At 60.1% G+C, this 18,513-nt stretch carries 21 protein-coding genes; 10 read left to right on the top strand and 11 right to left on the bottom strand.

Features of this window, described 5'->3' with window-relative positions:
* Positions 1 to 303 precede the first annotated feature (303 nt).
* Complete coding sequence (locus tag AC3WN7_RS07900) at positions 304 to 723, top strand: organic hydroperoxide resistance protein (RefSeq protein WP_095966403.1); 420 nt, start codon at positions 304 to 306, stop codon at positions 721 to 723.
* A 34-nt stretch (positions 724 to 757) separates the two neighbouring features.
* A complete protein-coding gene (locus AC3WN7_RS07895; protein WP_102674244.1) occupies positions 758 to 1,771 on the top strand; it encodes an alpha/beta hydrolase in 1,014 nt (337 codons plus the stop codon).
* A gap of 173 nt (positions 1,772 to 1,944) precedes the next feature.
* Here the strand turns inward: AC3WN7_RS07895 and AC3WN7_RS07890 are convergent, their stop codons facing one another.
* Both AC3WN7_RS07890 and earP read right to left on the bottom strand, forming a co-directional pair.
* Positions 1,945 to 2,514, bottom strand: coding sequence for an elongation factor P (locus AC3WN7_RS07890; protein ID WP_007955690.1), 570 nt, complete (start codon positions 2,512 to 2,514; stop codon positions 1,945 to 1,947).
* Between the two features lie 48 nt (positions 2,515 to 2,562).
* Positions 2,563 to 3,705, bottom strand: a complete 1,143-nt coding sequence (gene earP, locus AC3WN7_RS07885; RefSeq protein WP_102674245.1) for an elongation factor P maturation arginine rhamnosyltransferase EarP — start codon at positions 3,703 to 3,705, stop codon at positions 2,563 to 2,565.
* 124 nt (positions 3,706 to 3,829) lie between these two features.
* On the opposite strand from earP, the gene AC3WN7_RS07880 reads away from it, so the two are divergent.
* Positions 3,830 to 4,240, top strand: coding sequence for a hypothetical protein (locus tag AC3WN7_RS07880; RefSeq protein ID WP_095966400.1), 411 nt, complete (start codon positions 3,830 to 3,832; stop codon positions 4,238 to 4,240).
* Between the two features lie 2 nt (positions 4,241 to 4,242).
* Positions 4,243 to 4,725, top strand: a complete 483-nt coding sequence (locus AC3WN7_RS07875; RefSeq protein WP_095966399.1) for a GreA/GreB family elongation factor — start codon at positions 4,243 to 4,245, stop codon at positions 4,723 to 4,725.
* A 6-nt stretch (positions 4,726 to 4,731) separates the two neighbouring features.
* Here the strand turns inward: AC3WN7_RS07875 and cysB are convergent, their stop codons facing one another.
* The 5 genes from cysB to AC3WN7_RS07850 form a co-directional block, all read right to left on the bottom strand.
* Positions 4,732 to 5,706, bottom strand: coding sequence for an HTH-type transcriptional regulator CysB (gene cysB, locus AC3WN7_RS07870; protein WP_015094029.1), 975 nt, complete (start codon positions 5,704 to 5,706; stop codon positions 4,732 to 4,734).
* Positions 5,707 to 5,819: 113 nt separating this feature from the next.
* On the bottom strand, positions 5,820 to 6,323 hold the full coding sequence (locus tag AC3WN7_RS07865) for a universal stress protein (RefSeq protein ID WP_008023285.1): 504 nt from the start codon (positions 6,321 to 6,323) through the stop codon (positions 5,820 to 5,822).
* A 95-nt stretch (positions 6,324 to 6,418) separates the two neighbouring features.
* Positions 6,419 to 7,324 carry a 5'-nucleotidase gene (locus AC3WN7_RS07860; protein ID WP_102674246.1) on the bottom strand — a complete coding sequence of 302 codons (906 nt, stop codon included), beginning with the start codon at positions 7,322 to 7,324 and terminating at the stop codon, positions 6,419 to 6,421.
* 25 nt (positions 7,325 to 7,349) lie between these two features.
* Positions 7,350 to 8,303 (bottom strand): putative 2-dehydropantoate 2-reductase, encoded by a 954-nt coding sequence (locus AC3WN7_RS07855; RefSeq protein WP_102674247.1) that lies wholly within the window; start codon positions 8,301 to 8,303, stop codon positions 7,350 to 7,352.
* Positions 8,300 to 8,686, bottom strand: a complete 387-nt coding sequence (locus AC3WN7_RS07850) for a thioredoxin family protein (RefSeq protein ID WP_095966396.1) — start codon at positions 8,684 to 8,686, stop codon at positions 8,300 to 8,302. The genes AC3WN7_RS07855 and AC3WN7_RS07850 overlap by 4 nt, the downstream gene beginning before the upstream one ends.
* On the opposite strand from AC3WN7_RS07850, the gene AC3WN7_RS07845 reads away from it, so the two are divergent.
* Positions 8,685 to 9,128, top strand: coding sequence for a PilZ domain-containing protein (locus AC3WN7_RS07845; RefSeq protein WP_007973560.1), 444 nt, complete (start codon positions 8,685 to 8,687; stop codon positions 9,126 to 9,128). The genes AC3WN7_RS07850 and AC3WN7_RS07845 overlap by 2 nt on opposite strands.
* 187 nt (positions 9,129 to 9,315) lie before the next feature.
* Positions 9,316 to 10,392 (top strand): 3-deoxy-7-phosphoheptulonate synthase, encoded by a 1,077-nt coding sequence (locus tag AC3WN7_RS07840; protein ID WP_007973561.1) that lies wholly within the window; start codon positions 9,316 to 9,318, stop codon positions 10,390 to 10,392.
* An 85-nt stretch (positions 10,393 to 10,477) separates the two neighbouring features.
* Here the strand turns inward: AC3WN7_RS07840 and AC3WN7_RS07835 are convergent, their stop codons facing one another.
* A complete protein-coding gene (locus AC3WN7_RS07835; protein ID WP_007973562.1) occupies positions 10,478 to 10,765 on the bottom strand; it encodes a GNAT family N-acetyltransferase in 288 nt (95 codons plus the stop codon).
* Between the two features lie 641 nt (positions 10,766 to 11,406).
* Here AC3WN7_RS07835 and oprI point away from each other — a divergent pair.
* Complete coding sequence (gene oprI / locus AC3WN7_RS07830) at positions 11,407 to 11,658, top strand: outer membrane lipoprotei OprI (protein ID WP_003199355.1); 252 nt, start codon at positions 11,407 to 11,409, stop codon at positions 11,656 to 11,658.
* A gap of 123 nt (positions 11,659 to 11,781) precedes the next feature.
* Here the strand turns inward: oprI and AC3WN7_RS07825 are convergent, their stop codons facing one another.
* The 3 genes from AC3WN7_RS07825 to AC3WN7_RS07815 form a co-directional block, all read right to left on the bottom strand.
* Positions 11,782 to 12,756 carry a L,D-transpeptidase family protein gene (locus tag AC3WN7_RS07825; RefSeq protein WP_095966395.1) on the bottom strand — a complete coding sequence of 325 codons (975 nt, stop codon included), beginning with the start codon at positions 12,754 to 12,756 and terminating at the stop codon, positions 11,782 to 11,784.
* Between the two features lie 1,070 nt (positions 12,757 to 13,826).
* Entirely contained in the window at positions 13,827 to 14,120 is a 294-nt protein-coding gene (locus AC3WN7_RS07820) for a hypothetical protein (protein ID WP_003226812.1), read from the bottom strand.
* Between the two features lie 56 nt (positions 14,121 to 14,176).
* Positions 14,177 to 14,782 (bottom strand): arylesterase, encoded by a 606-nt coding sequence (locus AC3WN7_RS07815; RefSeq protein WP_095966393.1) that lies wholly within the window; start codon positions 14,780 to 14,782, stop codon positions 14,177 to 14,179.
* A 10-nt stretch (positions 14,783 to 14,792) separates the two neighbouring features.
* Here AC3WN7_RS07815 and AC3WN7_RS07810 point away from each other — a divergent pair, with 10 nt between their 5' ends.
* The 3 genes from AC3WN7_RS07810 to greB are packed head-to-tail and all read left to right on the top strand — an operon-like array spanning position 14,793 to position 18,512.
* Positions 14,793 to 15,476 (top strand): ABC transporter ATP-binding protein, encoded by a 684-nt coding sequence (locus AC3WN7_RS07810; RefSeq protein WP_095966392.1) that lies wholly within the window; start codon positions 14,793 to 14,795, stop codon positions 15,474 to 15,476.
* A complete protein-coding gene (locus tag AC3WN7_RS07805; RefSeq protein WP_102674248.1) occupies positions 15,476 to 17,980 on the top strand; it encodes an ABC transporter permease in 2,505 nt (834 codons plus the stop codon). The genes AC3WN7_RS07810 and AC3WN7_RS07805 overlap by 1 nt, the downstream gene beginning before the upstream one ends.
* 34 nt (positions 17,981 to 18,014) lie before the next feature.
* Complete coding sequence (greB, locus tag AC3WN7_RS07800) at positions 18,015 to 18,512, top strand: transcription elongation factor GreB (protein ID WP_095966390.1); 498 nt, start codon at positions 18,015 to 18,017, stop codon at positions 18,510 to 18,512.
* Position 18,513 lies beyond the last annotated feature (1 nt).

Here is an 18,513-nt window from a genome sequence, read left to right as displayed (position 1 = left end):
GGCGGTGTGTCAGTCGATGTAAATTTCGAATGACAAGGCGCCTTCGCGAGCAAGCCCGCTCCCACAGTTGCTTTGTGCGGTGCCATAGAACCGATTCCCCGCCACAAAAAGTCGCCTGTAAAACCTCCATCCGCTCTAATTCAATAGTTTCAGCCAACCTCGTTTAACCGCTCGTCGGCCCTGGCAAATTTATTTTGTTTTTTATCTTGCGCACTAAACATTAGCGCGATACATTCATTTCGCACTTACTTAGCGCGCAAACATTTAGCGCAAAAAAATCAAACCCTGAACGAGGCTTTCACCATGCAAACTCTCTACACCGCAATCGCAACTTCCACCGGTGGCCGTGACGGTCGTGCGGTTTCCAGCGACAACATCCTCGACGTCAAACTCGCCACGCCGAAAGAACTCGGCGGTGCCGGCGGCGCAGCCACCAATCCTGAGCAACTGTTCGCCGCCGGCTACTCCGCCTGCTTCATCGGTGCCCTGAAATTCGTTGCCAGCCAGACCAAGCGCAGCATCCCGAGCGACGCGTCGATCACCGCCCATGTCGGCATCGGCCAGATCCCTGGCGGTTTCGGCCTGGACATCGACCTGCACATCAGCCTGCCGGGTCTTGAACAAGCCGATGCCCAGACACTGGTCGACGCCGCCCACCAGGTCTGCCCGTACTCCAATGCCACCCGTGGCAACGTCGATGTGCGCCTGCACGTAACCGTCTAAGCGCTGACTACCCAGGCCCGAACAGGAAACGAACATGAACACTTTCAGCAAAGTCTTGACCGGTACCCTTCTCGCTCTGTCGATCAACGGTGCGTTCGCAAGTAATGGGGTTGAACACAACACCCAGGCGTTCCTCGATGCGCTGAATGCCGGTACCGGCAAGCCGCTTGAACAACTCAGCCCGAAAGACGCCCGCGCCGTGCTGACGGGCGCGCAGGCCGGGGTGAAACTGACACTGCCAAAAGCCGATGTCAGCCAGAAGACCATTCAAGTCGATGGCCAACCGCTGAACCTGACCATCGTCCGGCCGGCCGGGGTCAAGGGTGAGCTGCCCGTGTTCATGTTCTTCCACGGCGGCGGCTGGGTACTGGGGGACTTCCCGACCCACGAGCGGCTGGTGCGTGACCTGGTGACCGGTTCTGGGGCAGCGGCCGTGTTCGTGAACTACACGCCGTCGCCGGAAGCCCATTACCCGGTGGCGATCAACCAGGCTTACGCCGCGACAAAGTGGGTGGCCGAGCACGGTAAGGAGATCAACGTCGATGGCAAGCGCCTGGCGGTAGCCGGCAACAGTGTCGGCGGCAACATGGCGGCCGTGGTTGCACTGATGGCCAAGGACAAGGGAACCCCGGCGATCAAGTTCCAGGCGTTGCTGTGGCCGGTGACGGATGCCAACTTCGAAACCGCCTCCTACAACCAGTTTGCCGAAGGGCACTTCCTCACCAGAAATGCGATGAAGTGGTTCTGGGACAACTACACCACCGACGCCAACCAGCGTAACGAGATCTACGCCTCACCTCTGCGCGCAACCACCGCCCAGTTGAAAGGCTTGCCACCAGCGCTGGTACAGACCGCGGGTGCTGACGTGTTGCGCGACGAAGGCGAAGCCTACGCCCGCAAACTCGATGAAGCCGGAGTGCCGGTGACCTCGGTGCGCTACAACGGCATGATCCACGATTACGGTTTGCTCAACGTGGTGAGCCAGGTGCCGGCGGTGCGTTCGGCGATGTTGCAGGCGTCTGAAGAGCTCAAGCAACACCTGAAATAAAAAACTGTAGGAGCGAGCTTGCTCGCGATGGAGGTTAACGATAACGCGTATTACCCGATGAAACGCGTCGCCTTCAAGTCCATCGCGAGCAAGCTCGCTCCTACAGGGTGGAATATTTCAGGCACAAAAAAGCCCGACTCAATGGTCGGGCTTTTTCATTCCTCAAGCAGTGCTTATTTGGCACGGCCTTTGTAGGAACCGCCTTCGCGGGTATCGATCTCGATCATGTCGCCGATTTCGATGAAGTCAGCAACCGACAGCTCGGTACCGTTCTTCAGTTTGGCAGGCTTCATTACCTTGCCGGAAGTGTCGCCGCGAGCGGAACCTTCGGTGTAGTCAACCTGACGCACGATGGTGGTCGGCAGCTCTACGGAAACCAGACGGCCTTCGAAGAACACGGCTTCGCAAACGTCGGTCATGCCTTCTTCCACGAATGGCAGAACGCTTTCGATGTCTTCGGCGTTCAGCTCGTACATGGTGTAGTCGGTGGTGTCCATGAACGTGTAGGAGTCGCCGCTGATGAAGGACAGGGTCGCTTCCTTGCGGTCGAGGATCACGTCGTCCAGCTTGTCGTCCGCACCGTATACGGTTTCGGTCTTGTAGCCGGTCAGCAGGTTCTTCAGCTTGGTTTTCATGATCGCGCTGTTACGACCGGACTTGGTGAATTCAGCTTTCTGAACCAGCCAAGGATCGTTGTCGATACGGATCACGGTACCGGGTTTGAGTTCTTTACCAGTTTTCATTGCGAATATCCGAATTTGGATGGGATTTACAAAAATCTAGGCCGCGTATCATATCCAATTTCCATAAAACTGTACCAGCGCCGTGGCAAGATCGGCCTGCAAGGCCTGTTCCAGACACCACGCCTCGGCGTGTTTTTCCAGCTCTGGCCAGTGTTTACGGGTGGATTGCCAGTGGTCGGGCATTTTTTCACCGGCGTTCCAGGCCCGCCAGAGACCGCTGATCGCCTCCCGTGCAGGGTCTGATAGCCCCTTCACATAGAGTTCGAGGAAGGCATCGAGCTTGTCCAGATGGATATCTTCTTCCTGCCGGTAGATGTGCCAGAGAAATGGCCGGCCCGCCCATTGAGCGCGCACAAAGGAATCTTCGCCACGCACGGCATTGAAATCGCAGCACCACAGCAAGCTGTCGTATTGGTCCTGGCGGACGAATGGCAGCACTTGCACGGTCAAGGCGTCACGCACATGCACGGCACCGGCCGCCAGCCCCTGCACACCGAGCCAACGCTCGACGTCGCCGAGAATCCGCCCTTCCGGCACCAGCAGATGAGTGGCCGTCGAATCGCCAGCCATCGCATCGAGCCAACTGGCCAACCCGGTGTTTTCGTAGGCAAACAATGAGATCAACTGTGCACCGGGTGCAGGATCAATCCCTAAACCGTGCAGGAATTCTCTTTGAGCTTGCGGGTCCTGCTGAAATTGCCGACGACGCTCAAGCAATCCGCGCTCTCGCAACAATCCACCAGTGCCCTTCTGGAAACCCGGGAAGAAAAAGAACTTCTGTACGTTCTTGTATTTCACCGAGGGCAAACCGTGACAGCCGATCACCCAGTCCTCGGCACTCAGGTAGTCGAGGTTCATCCACAGCGGAGTCTTTTCCCGTTCGACCATGGCATCCATATAGGCGCTCGGCAATTGGCAGGCGAATGCAGCAATCACCACATCGGCGGCTTCAGTCCGCTGCCACTCGGCTGGCCATTGGCGCACTTCGACGCCTTGCTGCCATTGCTGCGCAGCGTGGATGTCGATTGGCGGACACAGGCGCTCGAACGCTCGCAGATCATCGACCCATAGACGCACCGCCAGCTCATGTTCGGCCACCAGTTGCCGGGCCAGTCGCCAGGTCACGCCGATGTCGCCGAAGTTGTCGACCACGGTGCAAAAAATATCCCAGCGGGTGTTCAGTTCAGGCATTCCAGGCTCCCGTTGGCAAAGGCGCCGATTGTCCGCATAAATTACCCCGTGCAGAAGAGCCGACGACGATTATTCTTCATGCGACAATCGCCACTCGCCAGTGACCTTTCGCCAGGAAGCAACCATGCCCCACCGCCCCGCTCCGCGCCGATCCTTCCCGATCAGCCTCAATGCCCTGCAACTGACCGGCAGCATCGCCCTCGGCATGTGGCTGGGATTCATTGCCATTGTGCTGACCTGCTGGCTCGCTTCACGCCTGCTTTTCAGCGAACAATTGGCACCTGTAGCAGCAGCTGTGGAGCAATTGGCCAAGCCACCGGTGGTGACTCAACCGGTGCCGGACATCCCGCCACAAAGTCCGCTGTTCGAGCAATATGAAGAAAACCTGCGCAAGAACGAGCAGGCACAACGGCTCGATCAGGCACGCGGCAGCACTCGCAACCTGGCCAACCCGAACTGTCAGTTCTGGCTGCAACAGGACCGGACTGCACCCAGCGAAAAAAGTCGCGCCAACGTCCTGCAATTCTGCGATTGATCATGAATAAGCACACCGTCCACCAACTGATTCTCGACAAACTGCAGATCGATCTCGACATCGCCGAACGGGCCGCACAAACCGCCTACGAAACGGCGACCCACGAAGAAAACATCGCCGAAAACAAATACGACACCCTGGGGCTCGAGGCGTCCTATCTCGCGGCCGGGCAAGCCAAAAGGGTCGAGGAAATCCGCCAGTCACTGAGCCTCTGCCAGAGCCTGGCCCTGCGCCCGTATGACGAACAGCGGGGCATCGAAGTCGGCGCGCTGCTCGGGCTCGAAGACGGAAAGGGGCGCGAACAATGGCTGTTCCTCGCCCCTGATGCAGCCGGGTTGAAAGTTGACCTGGTGGGGCAACTGATCACCGTCATCACCCCGCGCTCACCGCTGGGCAAAAGCCTGCTGGGCAAGTTCGAGGGCGACGAGGTGGAAATTACGGTGGCGGGCGCTCGGCAACAGTTCGCTGTCACCGAGGTCGTTTAAACGGGCTTAATGGACTGGCAGTTCGACACCTTCGAACAGCTCTTCCAGTTCCTGCTTGTTGTGGCATTGAATGGCCTTGGCCATGACTTCACGGGTCAGGTGCGGCGCGAACTTCTCGATGAAGTCGCACATAAAACCACGCAGGAAGGTGCCGCGACGGAAGCCGATCTTGGTCACGCTGGACTCGAACAGTTCGCTGGCATCAAGTACGACCAGGTCGCTGTCGAGTTTGGTGTCGACGGCCATTTTCGCCACGATGCCCACGCCCAGACCCAGGCGAACATAGGTCTTGATCACGTCGGCGTCGGCGGCGGTGAACACCACTTTCGGCGTCAGGCCTCGATGGCTGAACGCTTCGTCGAGTTTCGAACGGCCGGTAAAACCGAACACGTAGGTCACGATCGGGTATTCGGCCAGCGCTTCGAGGGTCAGTTTCGACAGTTTGGTCAGCGGGTGCCCCTGAGGCACGACCACGCAGCGGTTCCAGCGGTAGCACGGCATCATCACCAGATCACCGAACAGTTCGAGCGCTTCGGTGGCAATGGCGAAATCCACGGTGCCGTCAGCGGCCATCTCGGCGATTTGCATCGGCGATCCCTGGTGCATATGCAGGGCAACGTCCGGGTATTGCTTGATGAAATTGCTGATCACCGGCGGCAACGCATAACGCGCCTGGGTGTGAGTGGTGGCAATCGACAGGGTGCCTTTCTTCTCATTGGAGAATTCCTGGGCGATCTGCTTGATGCTTTCAACCTTGCGCAGAATCTCGCCAGCGGTGGTGATGATGCGCTCACCGGCCGGGGTGACCCGGGTCAAGTGCTTGCCGCTGCGGGCAAAGACTTCGACGCCCAGTTCATCTTCCAGCAGACGGATCTGTTTGCTGATGCCCGGTTGAGAGGTGTAAAGGCTTTGGGCTGTAGCGGAAACGTTGAGGTCGTGGTGCGCCACTTCCCAGATGTAGCGCAATTGTTGAAGCTTCATATGAATCCCTCAAAGCAGGTAGACGCCACGGGCATCAGCGACGATATATAACTATATTAATGGCTCGAAGAATAAATCTAGAACTTTTTTATCAGATTGCCATTATTCGGGTCCTAGAGGTCCCCTTGACGACGACGTTGCACCAATGGCACCAGATAGACCGGCACCTTGGACAGTTGCAAGACACGGGCGGCGGTGCGGCCCAAAGGCGTTTCCGCACCCGCACCGTGGCTGTGACTTCCTACGATCAACAAATCCACGGAGAGTTTCTGCGCCTGGTCCAGAATCACCTGCGAGGGGTCGCCCTGCAGCACCCTGACCGCCTGAATCCGCTCCAGATCGTGCTCCCCTTCGTCCCCCAGTTCCTCACGAAAACTGTCGAGCACCCGCTGCTCGATACTGGCAATCACTGTATTCAGGCCCTGGCTGTGAAACTCGTTCAGCGCCTGTTCATCGAGATAACTTTGCAGCACCGATTCGGCAAACAACCCCATGGGCTCAACCGCATGCACGACGTACAAATTGGCATTGAAGGTGCGGGCCAGCTCCAGGGCATGCTGCATCACCACGGGCGCGTACAGGCCAAGGTCAGTGGCGTACAGCATCGAACGAATCATATGACCTCCTCGACTGCCAACATGGCGGACATTTGATTCAGCTTAGCAGTGCCTTGGCGACTACGACGTCCGGCGCAACACATTGAACGGCGGGCTTAAACCTTTTGCTCGTTGCTTATGCCGTGGGGCACATGACCGGTGGCGACGACCTCACGGGCCAACTCGCAGTGGCCGGCCTGATCGTCGAAAAACACATCGGCGGCGAAGGCTTCGAGAAAGGCGGACTTGGTCAGGCCGCCGAGGAACAGCGATTCGTCGAGACGGATGTCCCATTCGCGCAACGTGCGAATCACCCGCTCATGGGCGGGCGCCGATCGCGCCGTGACCAGCGCGGTACGAATCGGACAGGCGTCCTCCGGGAACTCACGCTGCAACAGGTTCAGGGCCGCGAGAAAGCCCTTGAACGGCCCACCGCGCAAAGGCTCGCGAGCAGCCTCACGCTCGCTGGCCTGGAACGCCTCCAGACCACCGGCCTGATAAATGCGCTCCGACTCATCGGAAAACAGCACCGCGTCTCCGTCGAAGGCAATGCGCAGCTCGTCGCTGGCCGCACGGCTGGCACCGCCAGACAGAATGGTCGCCGCGGCGAATCCGGCGTCCAGGGCACTGCGTACGTCTTCGGCGTGGGTCGAGAGAAACAGATCGCAGTCAAAGGCCTTGAGGTAGGGATACGGACTACGCCCGCCGACGAATGCCGCACGGGAAATCGCCAGCCCGTAGTGGTCGATCGAATTGAATACCCGCAGCCCGGTGTCGGCGCTGTTGCGCGACACCAGAATCACCTCGACCCGGGCGCGGCCCAGGCTATTGTTGAGGTTCAGGAGTTTCTGCACCAACGGAAAAGCATCGCCGGGCTCAAGGATTTCGTCTTCGTGTTCGATCTGATACTGCCGGTAGGCTTCGACGCCGCTCGACAGATAGACCTTGTGGCTTTCGCTCAAATCAAACAGCGCCCGCGAAGAAATCGCCAGCACCAGCTTGTCGTCAATTGCCTTTGGCATGCCCTTCCCCCTCAGGTCGGTCGACTCAGGTGTTGCGTCGATCAATGAAACACAAGCTGCGATACAAGGCCTCGATGCGCGGCATTTCACATCCCGCGGCCCTGGCGGCCGCCAGTGGTCGGGCGTAGATCGCCGCCAATTCGAGCGGCCGCTTGTGCAGGAAATCGTGGTACATGCTCGGCCAGTAGTCGGGCATTTTTTCGGTCACCATGAACAGGTGCTCGGCATACCCTGGCGGTACGTCGTGCCCGCAGGCAATTGCGCCTTGCACCACTTCAGCCATCAACGCCTTGATCAGTTCGCGACTGTCGGCATCGGCCATCAACGGTGTGGTGCTCGCCCCGAGCAAAACCGAGAGACCGTTGTAAGGGATATTCCAGACCAGTTTTTGCCAGCGCGCCTGGTGCAAGTTCGCCATGGCCTGGGAATCGAGGCCGGCGCTGCGGAACAGGCCGACGCCCTCCTCGACTATCGCAGTGCGTGTCGGCCCATCGGCGGGACCGCTGTGATAACCCACGTGCACCGCGCCCAACGCCTGATGGGTGATGACGCCCGGGGCCTCGCGATGGACGCAGATGTAGCAAAGTCCGCCGAGCACATGCAGCGAATCGGGGAGCAGCTCGCGCAGGCTGTCCTCCACGTCCAGGCCATTTTGCAACAGCAGCACCTTGGCATCCGGTGCCGCCGCCTGCAGGATGGCCGGTGCCAGATCTGCGTTGCTGGTGGTTTTCGCGCCTACCAGCAGCCAGTCGCAGGGCGGCATGTCTTCAGCCTTCGAGTAAGCCTGTACCGGGTTCAGTTTCAGCGCACCGTGGGGTGCGCTATCGACTTGCAACCCGTGCTCGGCCACGGCGAAAAACTCGCTGCGCAGCAGAAAATGCACATCAAAACCGGCACGCGCCAGCATCACCCCGTAGAACCCGCCGATTGCGCCGGCCCCGATAATGCCGATTATCGGCCTGGCAACTGTCCCCTTCATGGCAACTCCTCTGCTGTTCGACTCAACGCCTGGCGCACGGCTCGATTGAGCTCTGTGTCGGTCAGGCGCGATTTCAGTGCTCCGAAGAACTCGCCGTCGCGCACGACAAACAGCGCCGGCAAATGAAAGACCTGATAACGCTCGACCACCCCGCCGTTATTGCCGGCATCGATCCAGCACAGTCGATCGACGGCCAGATCGAGTGCCGGCAATTGTTCGCGGGCAAAACGGCAGCCGGCGCAGCCGACACTGGTGAAAATGACCAGCGAAACACCGCTCATCGCCAGCAGCCGTTGGTCGGCGTCAAAATCGGTCAGTTCCAATTCGACCACTATACTGGGGAGAACAATGTCAGATGGCCGACACATGGAGTCTGTGTTCATGGGACGATTCATTCCTCACCCTGACGATGTGCCTGTCGAATTAACCTTGCTCAAACCTGAGTGTATTTCGCGACGGCAGCTGCACACTATCAGCCTCGGGGGCATGGCTTGCAATTATCACCGCGCGTGGCGCTACGGCACGGCACTGGAAGTACGCATGCCGACCGTGAACCCGGACATGCGCTACCTGGGCTATGTCGCCTGGTGCCTGCGGCGCAAACGCGGTTATCTGGTGGGCATCGCCTTCGTCGACGAACAAACGCTGTTCAGCGCCCGAATGGGTGAGCAGGTGTGCCAGATCGAACGCTACTGCCGCCTGCATGAGTCCCACGAAGACTTGCAGGATGTTCAGGCCCTGGCGCTCGAATGGGTCCAGGAGCATGCCGACGAGTTCTCGCACGAATCGGTGCGCAAGGCTTTTGCGCAACCTGTGCCGGAATAGGGGCGTACTTGATCGGTTTGGCCCTCACGGCAGGGAAACTGACTGCGAAAGCCCACCAAACCGGCGTCTGCCCATTGTCGAGCCACGGTGTAACGCGCTAAGGTTCAGCTCCCCGACGCGCTTAATTTGCTGTGCTCCGCCGCGCGGGTTCGCTGGCGGCCGGCACCCGTGACCTGACGAGTAAACGATGGCTGATTTACCGATCAACGACCTAAACGTCGCCTCCAACGAGACGCTGATCACTCCCGATCAGCTCAAGCGCGATATTCCCCTGAGCGACGCCGCACTGCGCACCGTCACCAAGGGCCGCGAAGTCATTCGCAACATCCTGGATGGCACCGACCACCGCCTGTTCGTCGTCATCGGGCCTTGCTCGATCCACGACATCAAGGCCGCCCACGAATATGCCGAGCGCCTGAAGGTTCTCGCAGCCGAAGTGTCCGATACCCTGTATCTGGTCATGCGCGTGTATTTCGAGAAGCCACGTACCACCGTCGGCTGGAAAGGCTTGATCAACGACCCGTACCTGGACGACTCGTTCAAGATCCAGGATGGCTTGCACATCGGTCGCCAGTTGCTGCTGGACCTGGCCGAAAAAGGCCTGCCAACCGCCACCGAAGCCCTCGACCCGATCTCCCCGCAGTACCTGCAGGACCTGATCAGCTGGTCGGCCATCGGCGCGCGCACCACCGAATCCCAGACTCACCGTGAAATGGCGTCCGGCCTGTCCTCGGCCGTCGGCTTCAAGAACGGTACCGACGGCGGCCTGACCGTGGCCATCAACGCCCTGCAGTCGGTTTCCAGCCCGCACCGCTTCCTGGGCATCAACCAGGAAGGTGGCGTCTCCATCGTGACGACCAAGGGCAATGCCTACGGTCACGTGGTGCTGCGCGGCGGCAACGGCAAGCCGAACTACGATTCGGTCAGCGTTGCGCTTTGCGAGCAGGCGCTGAACAAGGCGAAGATCAAGCCGAACATCATGGTCGATTGCAGCCACGCCAACTCCAACAAGGATCCGGCCCTGCAACCGCTGGTGATGGAAAACGTCGCCAACCAGATCCTCGAGGGCAACAAGTCGATCATCGGCCTGATGGTTGAAAGCCACCTGAACTGGGGCGCCCAGGCGATCCCGAAAGACCTCGCCGACCTGCAGTACGGCGTGTCGATCACCGACGCCTGCATCGACTGGACCGCGACCGAAAACACCTTGCGCAGCATGCATGCCAAGCTCAAGGATGTGCTGCCTAAACGCGATCGCAGCTGATCGCCTGACGGCCTGTTCAAAAAGCGCACACAAAAAAACGCCGGGTAGAACCCGGCGTTTTTTTATGCATTCGTTTGACTGAAAGTCACTGACTCAGCTTGGCCGCATGCCGCTGGTGACGCTCCATGTAGCGCTCGACGTAGGAGCACGATGGAATGACGGTGTAGCCCATTTCGTCAGCGTACTCCAGCGCCTTCTCGGTCAAGGCTGCCGCAATACCGCGACCACGCAATGCGTTGGGCACGAAGGTGCGATAGATATCCAGGGTCTGTTTCCCCAGATCCATATAGGTCAGATAGGCACGATGACCGTCCACATTGGTCTCGAACTGATGACCAGCCTGGTCATGGTGGATGGACAACGCCTCGCTCATCACTACTCCTCGCGGGTCTGGAATTCCGACCCCTACCTTACCGATGTTTTTCCGGCGAAGGAACATCTACGCCACCCCGTGCCTGAATGGACACCGAGAAGAACTGCACCGATCTCGCGCTACCGAGCACGTACAAATAGTAGGCACCATTGGCAGAAATGCTCAAGGTGCGCTCGTCATCATGCCGGTTGGCGGGTGCTGCTCCGTAATCACGCAGGAATGGCTCGACCGAAGGTCACTCCGGGTCGATAGCCTGAACATTGCCGGATGTTGAGACTTAAGACGAGCGTCCGTTGTTAAAGTCACCTGAACATCGAGAAAGATAGTGAGAGGCGCCACGCAAAAGCCGAACAAAAGTGTAGACGAATCCATATAGGCGGACTTTAGCCAGCCGGGGAAAAAGAGCGCTGTGCCGAAGGAACTTTTTCTCGGCAGTTCGCTCAGCCACGGGCCTTGCAGCTGGATATTTTTTAAACAATTCAGTTAAAAGTTGCTCGAAAAAGAATCAACGCCTACAATTTTTTTTGCTTCTTGCTTCACGTCAGTTTTACTTACTACAAGTAATGGGTAGTATGTACGCCGGCTATTTCCTCAATCGGAGGAGATAGCTACTTAATAGAAAGTCCTTGAAGGGGAACACGATGAACAACGTTCTGAAATTCTCTGCTCTGGCTCTGGCCGCAGTTCTGGCTACCGGTTGCAGCAGCGCATCGAAAGAAACCGAAGCACGTCTGACCGCTACTGAAGACGCAGCTGCTCGCTCCCAGGCTCGTGCAGACGAAGCTTACCGTAAAGCTGATGAAGCTCTGGCTGCTGCTCAAAAAGCACAACAGACTGCTGACGAAGCTAACGAGCGTGCTCTGCGCATGCTGGACAAAGCTAGCCGCAAGTAATAATCCCTCGGGATTGTTATCAAGCCGACCCATTTTTTGGGTCGGCTTTTTTATTGCCCGGCGTTTCTCCAGGCAATAAAAAACCCGTCGACGCGGTCAGCGCCGACGGGCTCTTGACCCGCGTTACTGCAGCGGATCGATCGGCGTGCTCGACACCATCGGCGCGATGCCGTTGCCCGGCACCGCGATCTCTACCGGCAGGCCGTCTTCAGCGGCCACCACGTCCCGCACCACATCCCAGTTCATGCGCAGGTTGTTGGTGATGTCTTCACGTTTGAGCATCGCATTGATGACCGCTGTGTGCTTGTCGACCACCGACGGGTTGCCCTTGTCGTCCAGCGGCGTATGCGCCTCCAGATAGACCTTGCCGCCACTCATGCCGAACTTGTACGGGTCGTTGATGATCCGTACCGAGGTACCGACCGGCACCATGCCTGCCATTTGCAGCACGTTGTTGTTGAACATGCGGAAGCAGCCGTGGCTGGTGCGCATGCCGATACCGAACTTCTTGTTCGAACCGTGGATCAGGTAGCCCGGAGTGCCCAGGGTGAACTTGAACGGGCCCAGCGGGTTGTCAGGGCCTGCCGGCACAACGTTGGGCAGCGGGTCACCGTCTGCCGCGTGCTCGGCCTTGATCGACGCCGGAGGCGTCCAGGTCGGGTTAGGCGTCTTGGCGGTGATGCTGGTGTGGGCAATCGGCGAGCCCCAGCCTTCACGACCGATACCCAGCGGGAACGTGTACACCACGTTCTTGCCTTTCGGGTAGTAGTAGAGACGGTACTCGGCCAGGTTGATCACGATGCCTTCACGCGGGCCTGGTGGCAGGATGAAGCGGGTCGGCAGAATGATTTCCGTGCCGGCGCCCGGCAACCATGCATCGACACCCGGGTTGGCCGCGACCATTTCGGTGTAGCCCAGGTCATAGGCAGTACCAAGGTCGGCGAACGTGTCTTCGTACTTGGCCTTGATCACCTGCACCTGGCCGATGATGTCCTCACCGGGCGGTGGCAGGGGCAACTCCAATGCTGCAACGGGACCGGCCACAAAAAGGGCGGCAAGAGTCAGGCAGCGGGTGACGGCAGGAAAGCGCGGCAACATCCGGAAAATCCTTCGCATGATCAACAGAGGGTATAAGCACGCGATTGTACACTGCCGCCCGTTATTTCGGGGAGATGGCCCGATTGCAGGCAGTGCAAGGCGATTTTGCGATTATCCTCGCTCCCACATTGGGTCCCCGGTTTTACTCGGGACTTGTGGCCACTGAAGATCCCTGTGGGAGCGGGCTTGCTCGCGAAAGCTGCGTGACAGGCGACATGGATTTTTGAGGGTGTACATATCCGTTGCTGCGGTCACGGCCGCTTATGGTTCCGCTCTTACAGCGGGGCACTTTGGAAAAACGGAACGCCGCCCGGCCTGTAGGAGCGAGCTTGCTCGCGATGGAGGTCAACGATGATGCGGGGAGCCTGGCACCCCGCGGTGCTCTCAGGTTTTTCGCGAGCAAGCTCGCTCCTACAGAGCCCACTGCGCAGAACCTGCGCTCGGCCTCACGAGGGGGCGTACACCGCAAAAGCAAAGCGAGGCGGCCTACCGACCGGCCTGTTTGCTGGGTTCGTTCGTCTGTGATGTACCTGCGCCTGTCAGGCCGCCATCTCGAGCAAGCTCGCACAGGGGATTGGGTATACCTGTGAGAGGTTGGTCGGCTGGCAGGTCGCCTTCGCGAGCAAGTCGGATCGCCGCACCGCCGCTCCCACAGAAGAGCAAAAGCAGAACAGCCCACACCGCGCCGCTTCTCACCACTCATCAGGCCGAGCGTTAGCTCGCCTGCAGCTTGTGATCTTGATCCACCCGCCCCTTCGGCAGGCTGAGCGCAGGTGTTCATCCGGGGATGGGCGCGCAGCGCCGTTCGACGCAGTCGAACTCATTGCATGCAGGTCGAAGCGAAGCCGACCGGAGGGCAATGCCCCCGGATGAATACCGGAGCGAAGGAACGCCGAGCCTCAGCGAGGGGCCGTACGTAAGGGGCGAGACTTTTTGGTTCCTTTTGTGTCGTTTGACAAAAGGGACTCGCCGTCAGGGCGAAACCATAAGTGGCCGTTACCGCAGCAATGGATATGTACACGGTCAACAAAACACAGGTCGGCTATCAGGCCGCCTGGATTCCCGACGGATCAAAGCTCAAACCGCAATTCAGGCCAGATCGGCGACGTCCCCCGCTTCTGCGACTCAAGAATGGCCCGGCACAACGAACACAGCCGCTGATCCTGAAACACCCGGCGATCAACACTCGACCAGCGCGGTTGTGCCGGCAACAGGCTGCCGCACAGGGTCCGGTCAGCCGAGCCACCCAACTCCAGCTGACGGGTCACCAGATGCACCCGCACTTCCTGGCAGGCGAACAGATCCAGCTGTTCGTCAGGCTCGATCAGTTGATAGGCAAAGAGTGACCAGGCGGGACGCGGCATCGGGGGCTCCAAATCGGGGGCGCCACCTTAGCCGAAAGCCTGCGTCTAGAAAAGTGTCATAACAGCGGTTTTAGAGTAGGCCAGACATTTTCCAGCAACTTGTCCTGGGCCCCGGCGGCCGGGTGTATGCCGTCGGCCTGCATCAACTCCGGATGACCGCCCACGCCGTCGAGGAAAAACGGCACCAGCGGGATCTTTTTCTCATCGGCCAGGTTGCTGTAGACCTCGGCGAACGCCTTGGTGTAACGCGCACCGTAATTGGGTGGCAATTGCATGCCGAGCAACAGCACCTTGGCACCGCTGGCCCGAGAGCTGTCGATCATCGAAGCAAGATTTTGTTGCAATTGAGTTGGCAGCAACCCGCGCAGGCCATCATTACCCCCCAACTCGAGGATCACCAGTTCCGGTCTATGCTCTGCAAGCAGCGCGGGCAGGCGCGCCTGACCTCCGGCACTGGTGTCGCCACTGATGGACGCATTGATCACTTTGTCGTCGAAACCTTCGCGCCTGAGCCGTTGTTCAAGCAGAGACACCCACCCCAGCCGGGTATCCAGCCCGAAACCGGCGCTGATACTATCGCCAACGATCAGGACTGTACCCGCCGCTGCGTTTTGGGCCATGCACATCAAGGCCAGGCCAGCACTCAAAAACCAGACACGCATCGGACTCTCCATGGGCGCAAGCATTCTCATCGCGAAGGACCTTAGCAAAGTGGTTCCCAGCGCGGAAGGTGAACTGACCATCCTGCACGAACTCAGCCTGGAACTGAACAAGGGCGACAGCCTGGCCATCGTCGGCGCTTCCGGTTCCGGCAAATCCACCCTGCTGGGCCTGCTCGCCGGTCTCGACCTGCCGAGCAGCGGCGAAGTCACCCTCGCCGGGCAAGGCCTGAGCACCCTCGATGAGGACCAGCGTGCGCGCATCCGCGCCGAGCATGTGGGTTTTGTCTTTCAATCGTTTCAGCTGCTCGACAGCCTCAATGCCCTGGAAAACGTCATGCTGCCGCTGGAGCTCGATGGCCGCAAGGACGCCCGCGAACGCGCCACCGAGTTACTCCAGCGTGTAGGACTCGGCCAGCGCCTGACGCATTCGCCGCGCCAGCTCTCCGGGGGCGAGCAACAACGCGTGGCGATTGCCCGCGCGTTTGCCGCCGAACCCGATGTGCTGTTCGCCGACGAACCGACCGGCAACCTCGACAGTCACACCGGCGAGCGCATCAGCGACTTGCTGTTCGAACTCAACAAGGAACGCGGCACGACCCTGGTGCTGGTGACCCACGATGAACGCCTGGCCCATCGGTGCCGGCGCCTGATCCGTCTTGAAGCCGGCCTGCTGGTCGCCCCTGTGGAGCCTTGATGGCACGCCTGCCGCTGTTGCGCCTGTTCAGTCTCGCCATCCGCCAATTGCTGCGCGACGCCCGCGCCGGTGAATTGCGCGTATTGTTTTTTGCCTTGCTGGTGGCCGTGGCCGCGAGCACTGCCATTGGCTATTTCGGCGCCCGCCTGAATGGCGCCATGATGCTGCGCGCCACTGAGTTTCTCGGTGCCGACCTGCTCCTCGAAGGCAGTTCGCCCGCGCGCCCCGAACAGATAAGAAGCGGCACGGAGCTGGGACTGCAACATGCGCAGGTGGTGGAGTTTTCCAGCGTTATCGCCACCGACAACGGCATCCAGTTGTCCAGCATCAAGGCGGCCGATGACACCTACCCGCTACGCGGCGAACTGAAAAGCGCGCCCGCCCCGTTCGCCACGCAAAGCGCCGGTGGCGGACCGCAACCCGGTGAAGCCTGGGTCGAGGCACGCCTGCTGACCGCCCTGGACCTGAAGATCGGCGACAGCATCGATGTCGGCATGAAAACCTTGAAACTGGCGCGGGTGCTGACCTACGAACCCGACCGCGCCGGCAATTTCTACAGCCTGACGCCGCGGGTGCTGATCAATCTCGACGACCTTGCGGCAACCGGCGTGGTGCAACCCGGCAGCCGGGTCAGCTATCGCGAATTATGGCGAGGCAATGCCCAGGCACTCGAGATGTACCGGCAACTGATCAAACCGGGACTCGCCGCCAACCAGCGCTTGCAGGACGCCCGGGATGGCAACCGGCAGATCGGCGGAGCCTTGGGCAAGGCCGAACGCTACCTGAACATGGCCAGCCTGGTGGCGGTGTTGCTGTCCGGCGTGGCGGTGGCGTTGTCGGCGACCCGCTTCGCCACCCGCCGCTTCGATGCCAGTGCCTTGCTGCGCTGCCTCGGACTATCGCGCCGGGAAACCCTGGTGTTGTTCAGCCTGCAACTGACTGTGCTCGGGCTGCTGGCCAGCATCAGCGGCGCCCTCCTCGGCTGGCTCGCACAGCTGGGGTTGTTTGCCCTGCTGCACGACTTGCTGCCGACCGACGTACCTGCGGGCGGACTGTTTCCGGCCGTCGCCGGGATCGGCACCGGACTGGTGGCCCTGGCCGGTTTCGCCTTGCCGCCGCTGGCGGCTCTGGGCCGGGTTCCGCCATTGCGCGTGCTGCGCCGGGACATGCTGCCGATCCCTTCCAGCACCTGGATGGTCTACGGCGCGGCGCTGGGAGCCCTCGGCCTGATCATGTGGCGCCTGAGCCTGGACCTGGTGCTGACCTTTGCCCTGCTCGGCGGCGGCGTGATTGCAGCGCTGGTGCTGGGCGGTTTGTTGTTGCTGCTGTTGAAGAGCCTGCGGCGATTGCTCGCGCGTGCGTCCTTGCCCTGGCGCCTGGGCCTCGGGCAATTGCTGCGTCATCCGCTCGCTGCCGCAGGCCAGTCCCTGGCGTTCGGCCTGATCCTGCTGTCGATGGCGCTGATTGCGCTGCTGCGCGGCGAATTGCTGGATACCTGGCAGAACCAGTTGCCGAAAAACGCCCCCAATTACTTCGCCCTGAACATTCTGCCCGCGGATAAACAGGCCTTCACCGATCACCTGATCGCCGTATCGGCAAAATCGGCACCCTTGTACCCGGTGGTGCCGGGGCGCTTGATCAGCATCAACGGCGAACCGGTGCAACAGATCGTCACCAAAGAATCGGCCGGGGACCGGGCAATCCAGCGCGACCTGAGCCTGACCTGGGCGGCGGACCTGCCGGAGGGCAACAAGCTCACGGCGGGCAATTGGTGGAACGAACAAGCGCCAGACGATGTTCCCGGCGTGTCGGTGGAAGGCAAGGTCGCTGAAAGCCTGAAAATCAAGCTCGGCGATCATCTGGTTTTCAGCGTGGGCGGGGTCAATCGCGAGGCGAAAGTCACTAGCCTGCGGGAGATCAACTGGGATAACTTCCAGCCGAACTTTTTCATGATCTTCCAGCCCGGCACCCTCAAGGATCTGCCGGCGACTTACCTGACCAGCTTCTATCTGGCAGCGGGACATGACCAGCAGATTGTCGACCTGTCCCGCGCCTTCCCGGCGGTGACGATCCTGCAGGTCGAAGCCTTGCTGGAACAATTGCGCAGCATCCTCGCCCAGGTCACCCTGGCGGTGGAGTACGTATTGTTGTTTGTGTTGGCGGCTGGGATGACGGTGCTGTTTTCCGGCCTGCAGGCGACGCTGGACGAACGCATTCGCCAGGGCGCGCTGCTGCGTGCGCTGGGGGCCGAACGGCAATTGCTGGTCAAGGCGCGGCGCATCGAGTTCGGTTTGCTGGGGGCGGTCAGCGGCTTGCTGGCGGCATTGGGGTCGGAACTGGTGAGCCTGGTGCTCTACCGCTATGCCTTTGACCTGCCGTGGCATCCGCATCCCTGGCTGTTGCTGCTACCACTGCTGGGCGCGGTGCTGATCGGCGGTGCCGGTGTGTTCGGCACCCGTAGGGCATTGAACGCCAGCCCACTGACAGTCCTGCGCGAGGGTTGATAGACTCCAGCCGTCTCCACCACAAGAAGTTGCCATGAGCCGTTACCGCCCTCCCCGCACCGCCGGCACCGCGTTGATCACCCCCGAGGGTGAAGCGCGGATGCGCGCCGAATTCCATGAGTTGTGGCATGTGCGTCGCCCCCAGGTGACCCAGGCTGTCAGCGAAGCCGCGGCACAGGGTGATCGCTCGGAGAACGCCGAGTACACCTACGGCAAAAAGATGCTGCGAGAGATCGACAGCCGCGTGCGTTTTCTCACCAAACGCCTGGAAGCGCTCAAGGTTGTCAGCGAAAGACCCAGCGATCCGAACAAGGTCTATTTCGGCGCCTGGGTCACGATCGAGGACGAGGATGGCAAGGAGTCGCGCTACCGCATTGTCGGGCCGGATGAACTGGACCTCAAACAAGGCCTGATCAGCATTGACTCGCCATTGGCCCGAGCCCTGATCGGCAAGGCACTGGACGCCGAAGTCCGGGTCCAGACACCGACCGGTGAGCAGTGTGTTTATATCGTGGCGATCGACTACCCGTAAA

Source organism: Pseudomonas sp. FW305-70, from assembly GCF_058783925.1.
The sequence above is the reverse complement of the archived record's forward strand: the minus strand, read 5'-3'. Positions and strand labels throughout refer to the sequence as shown.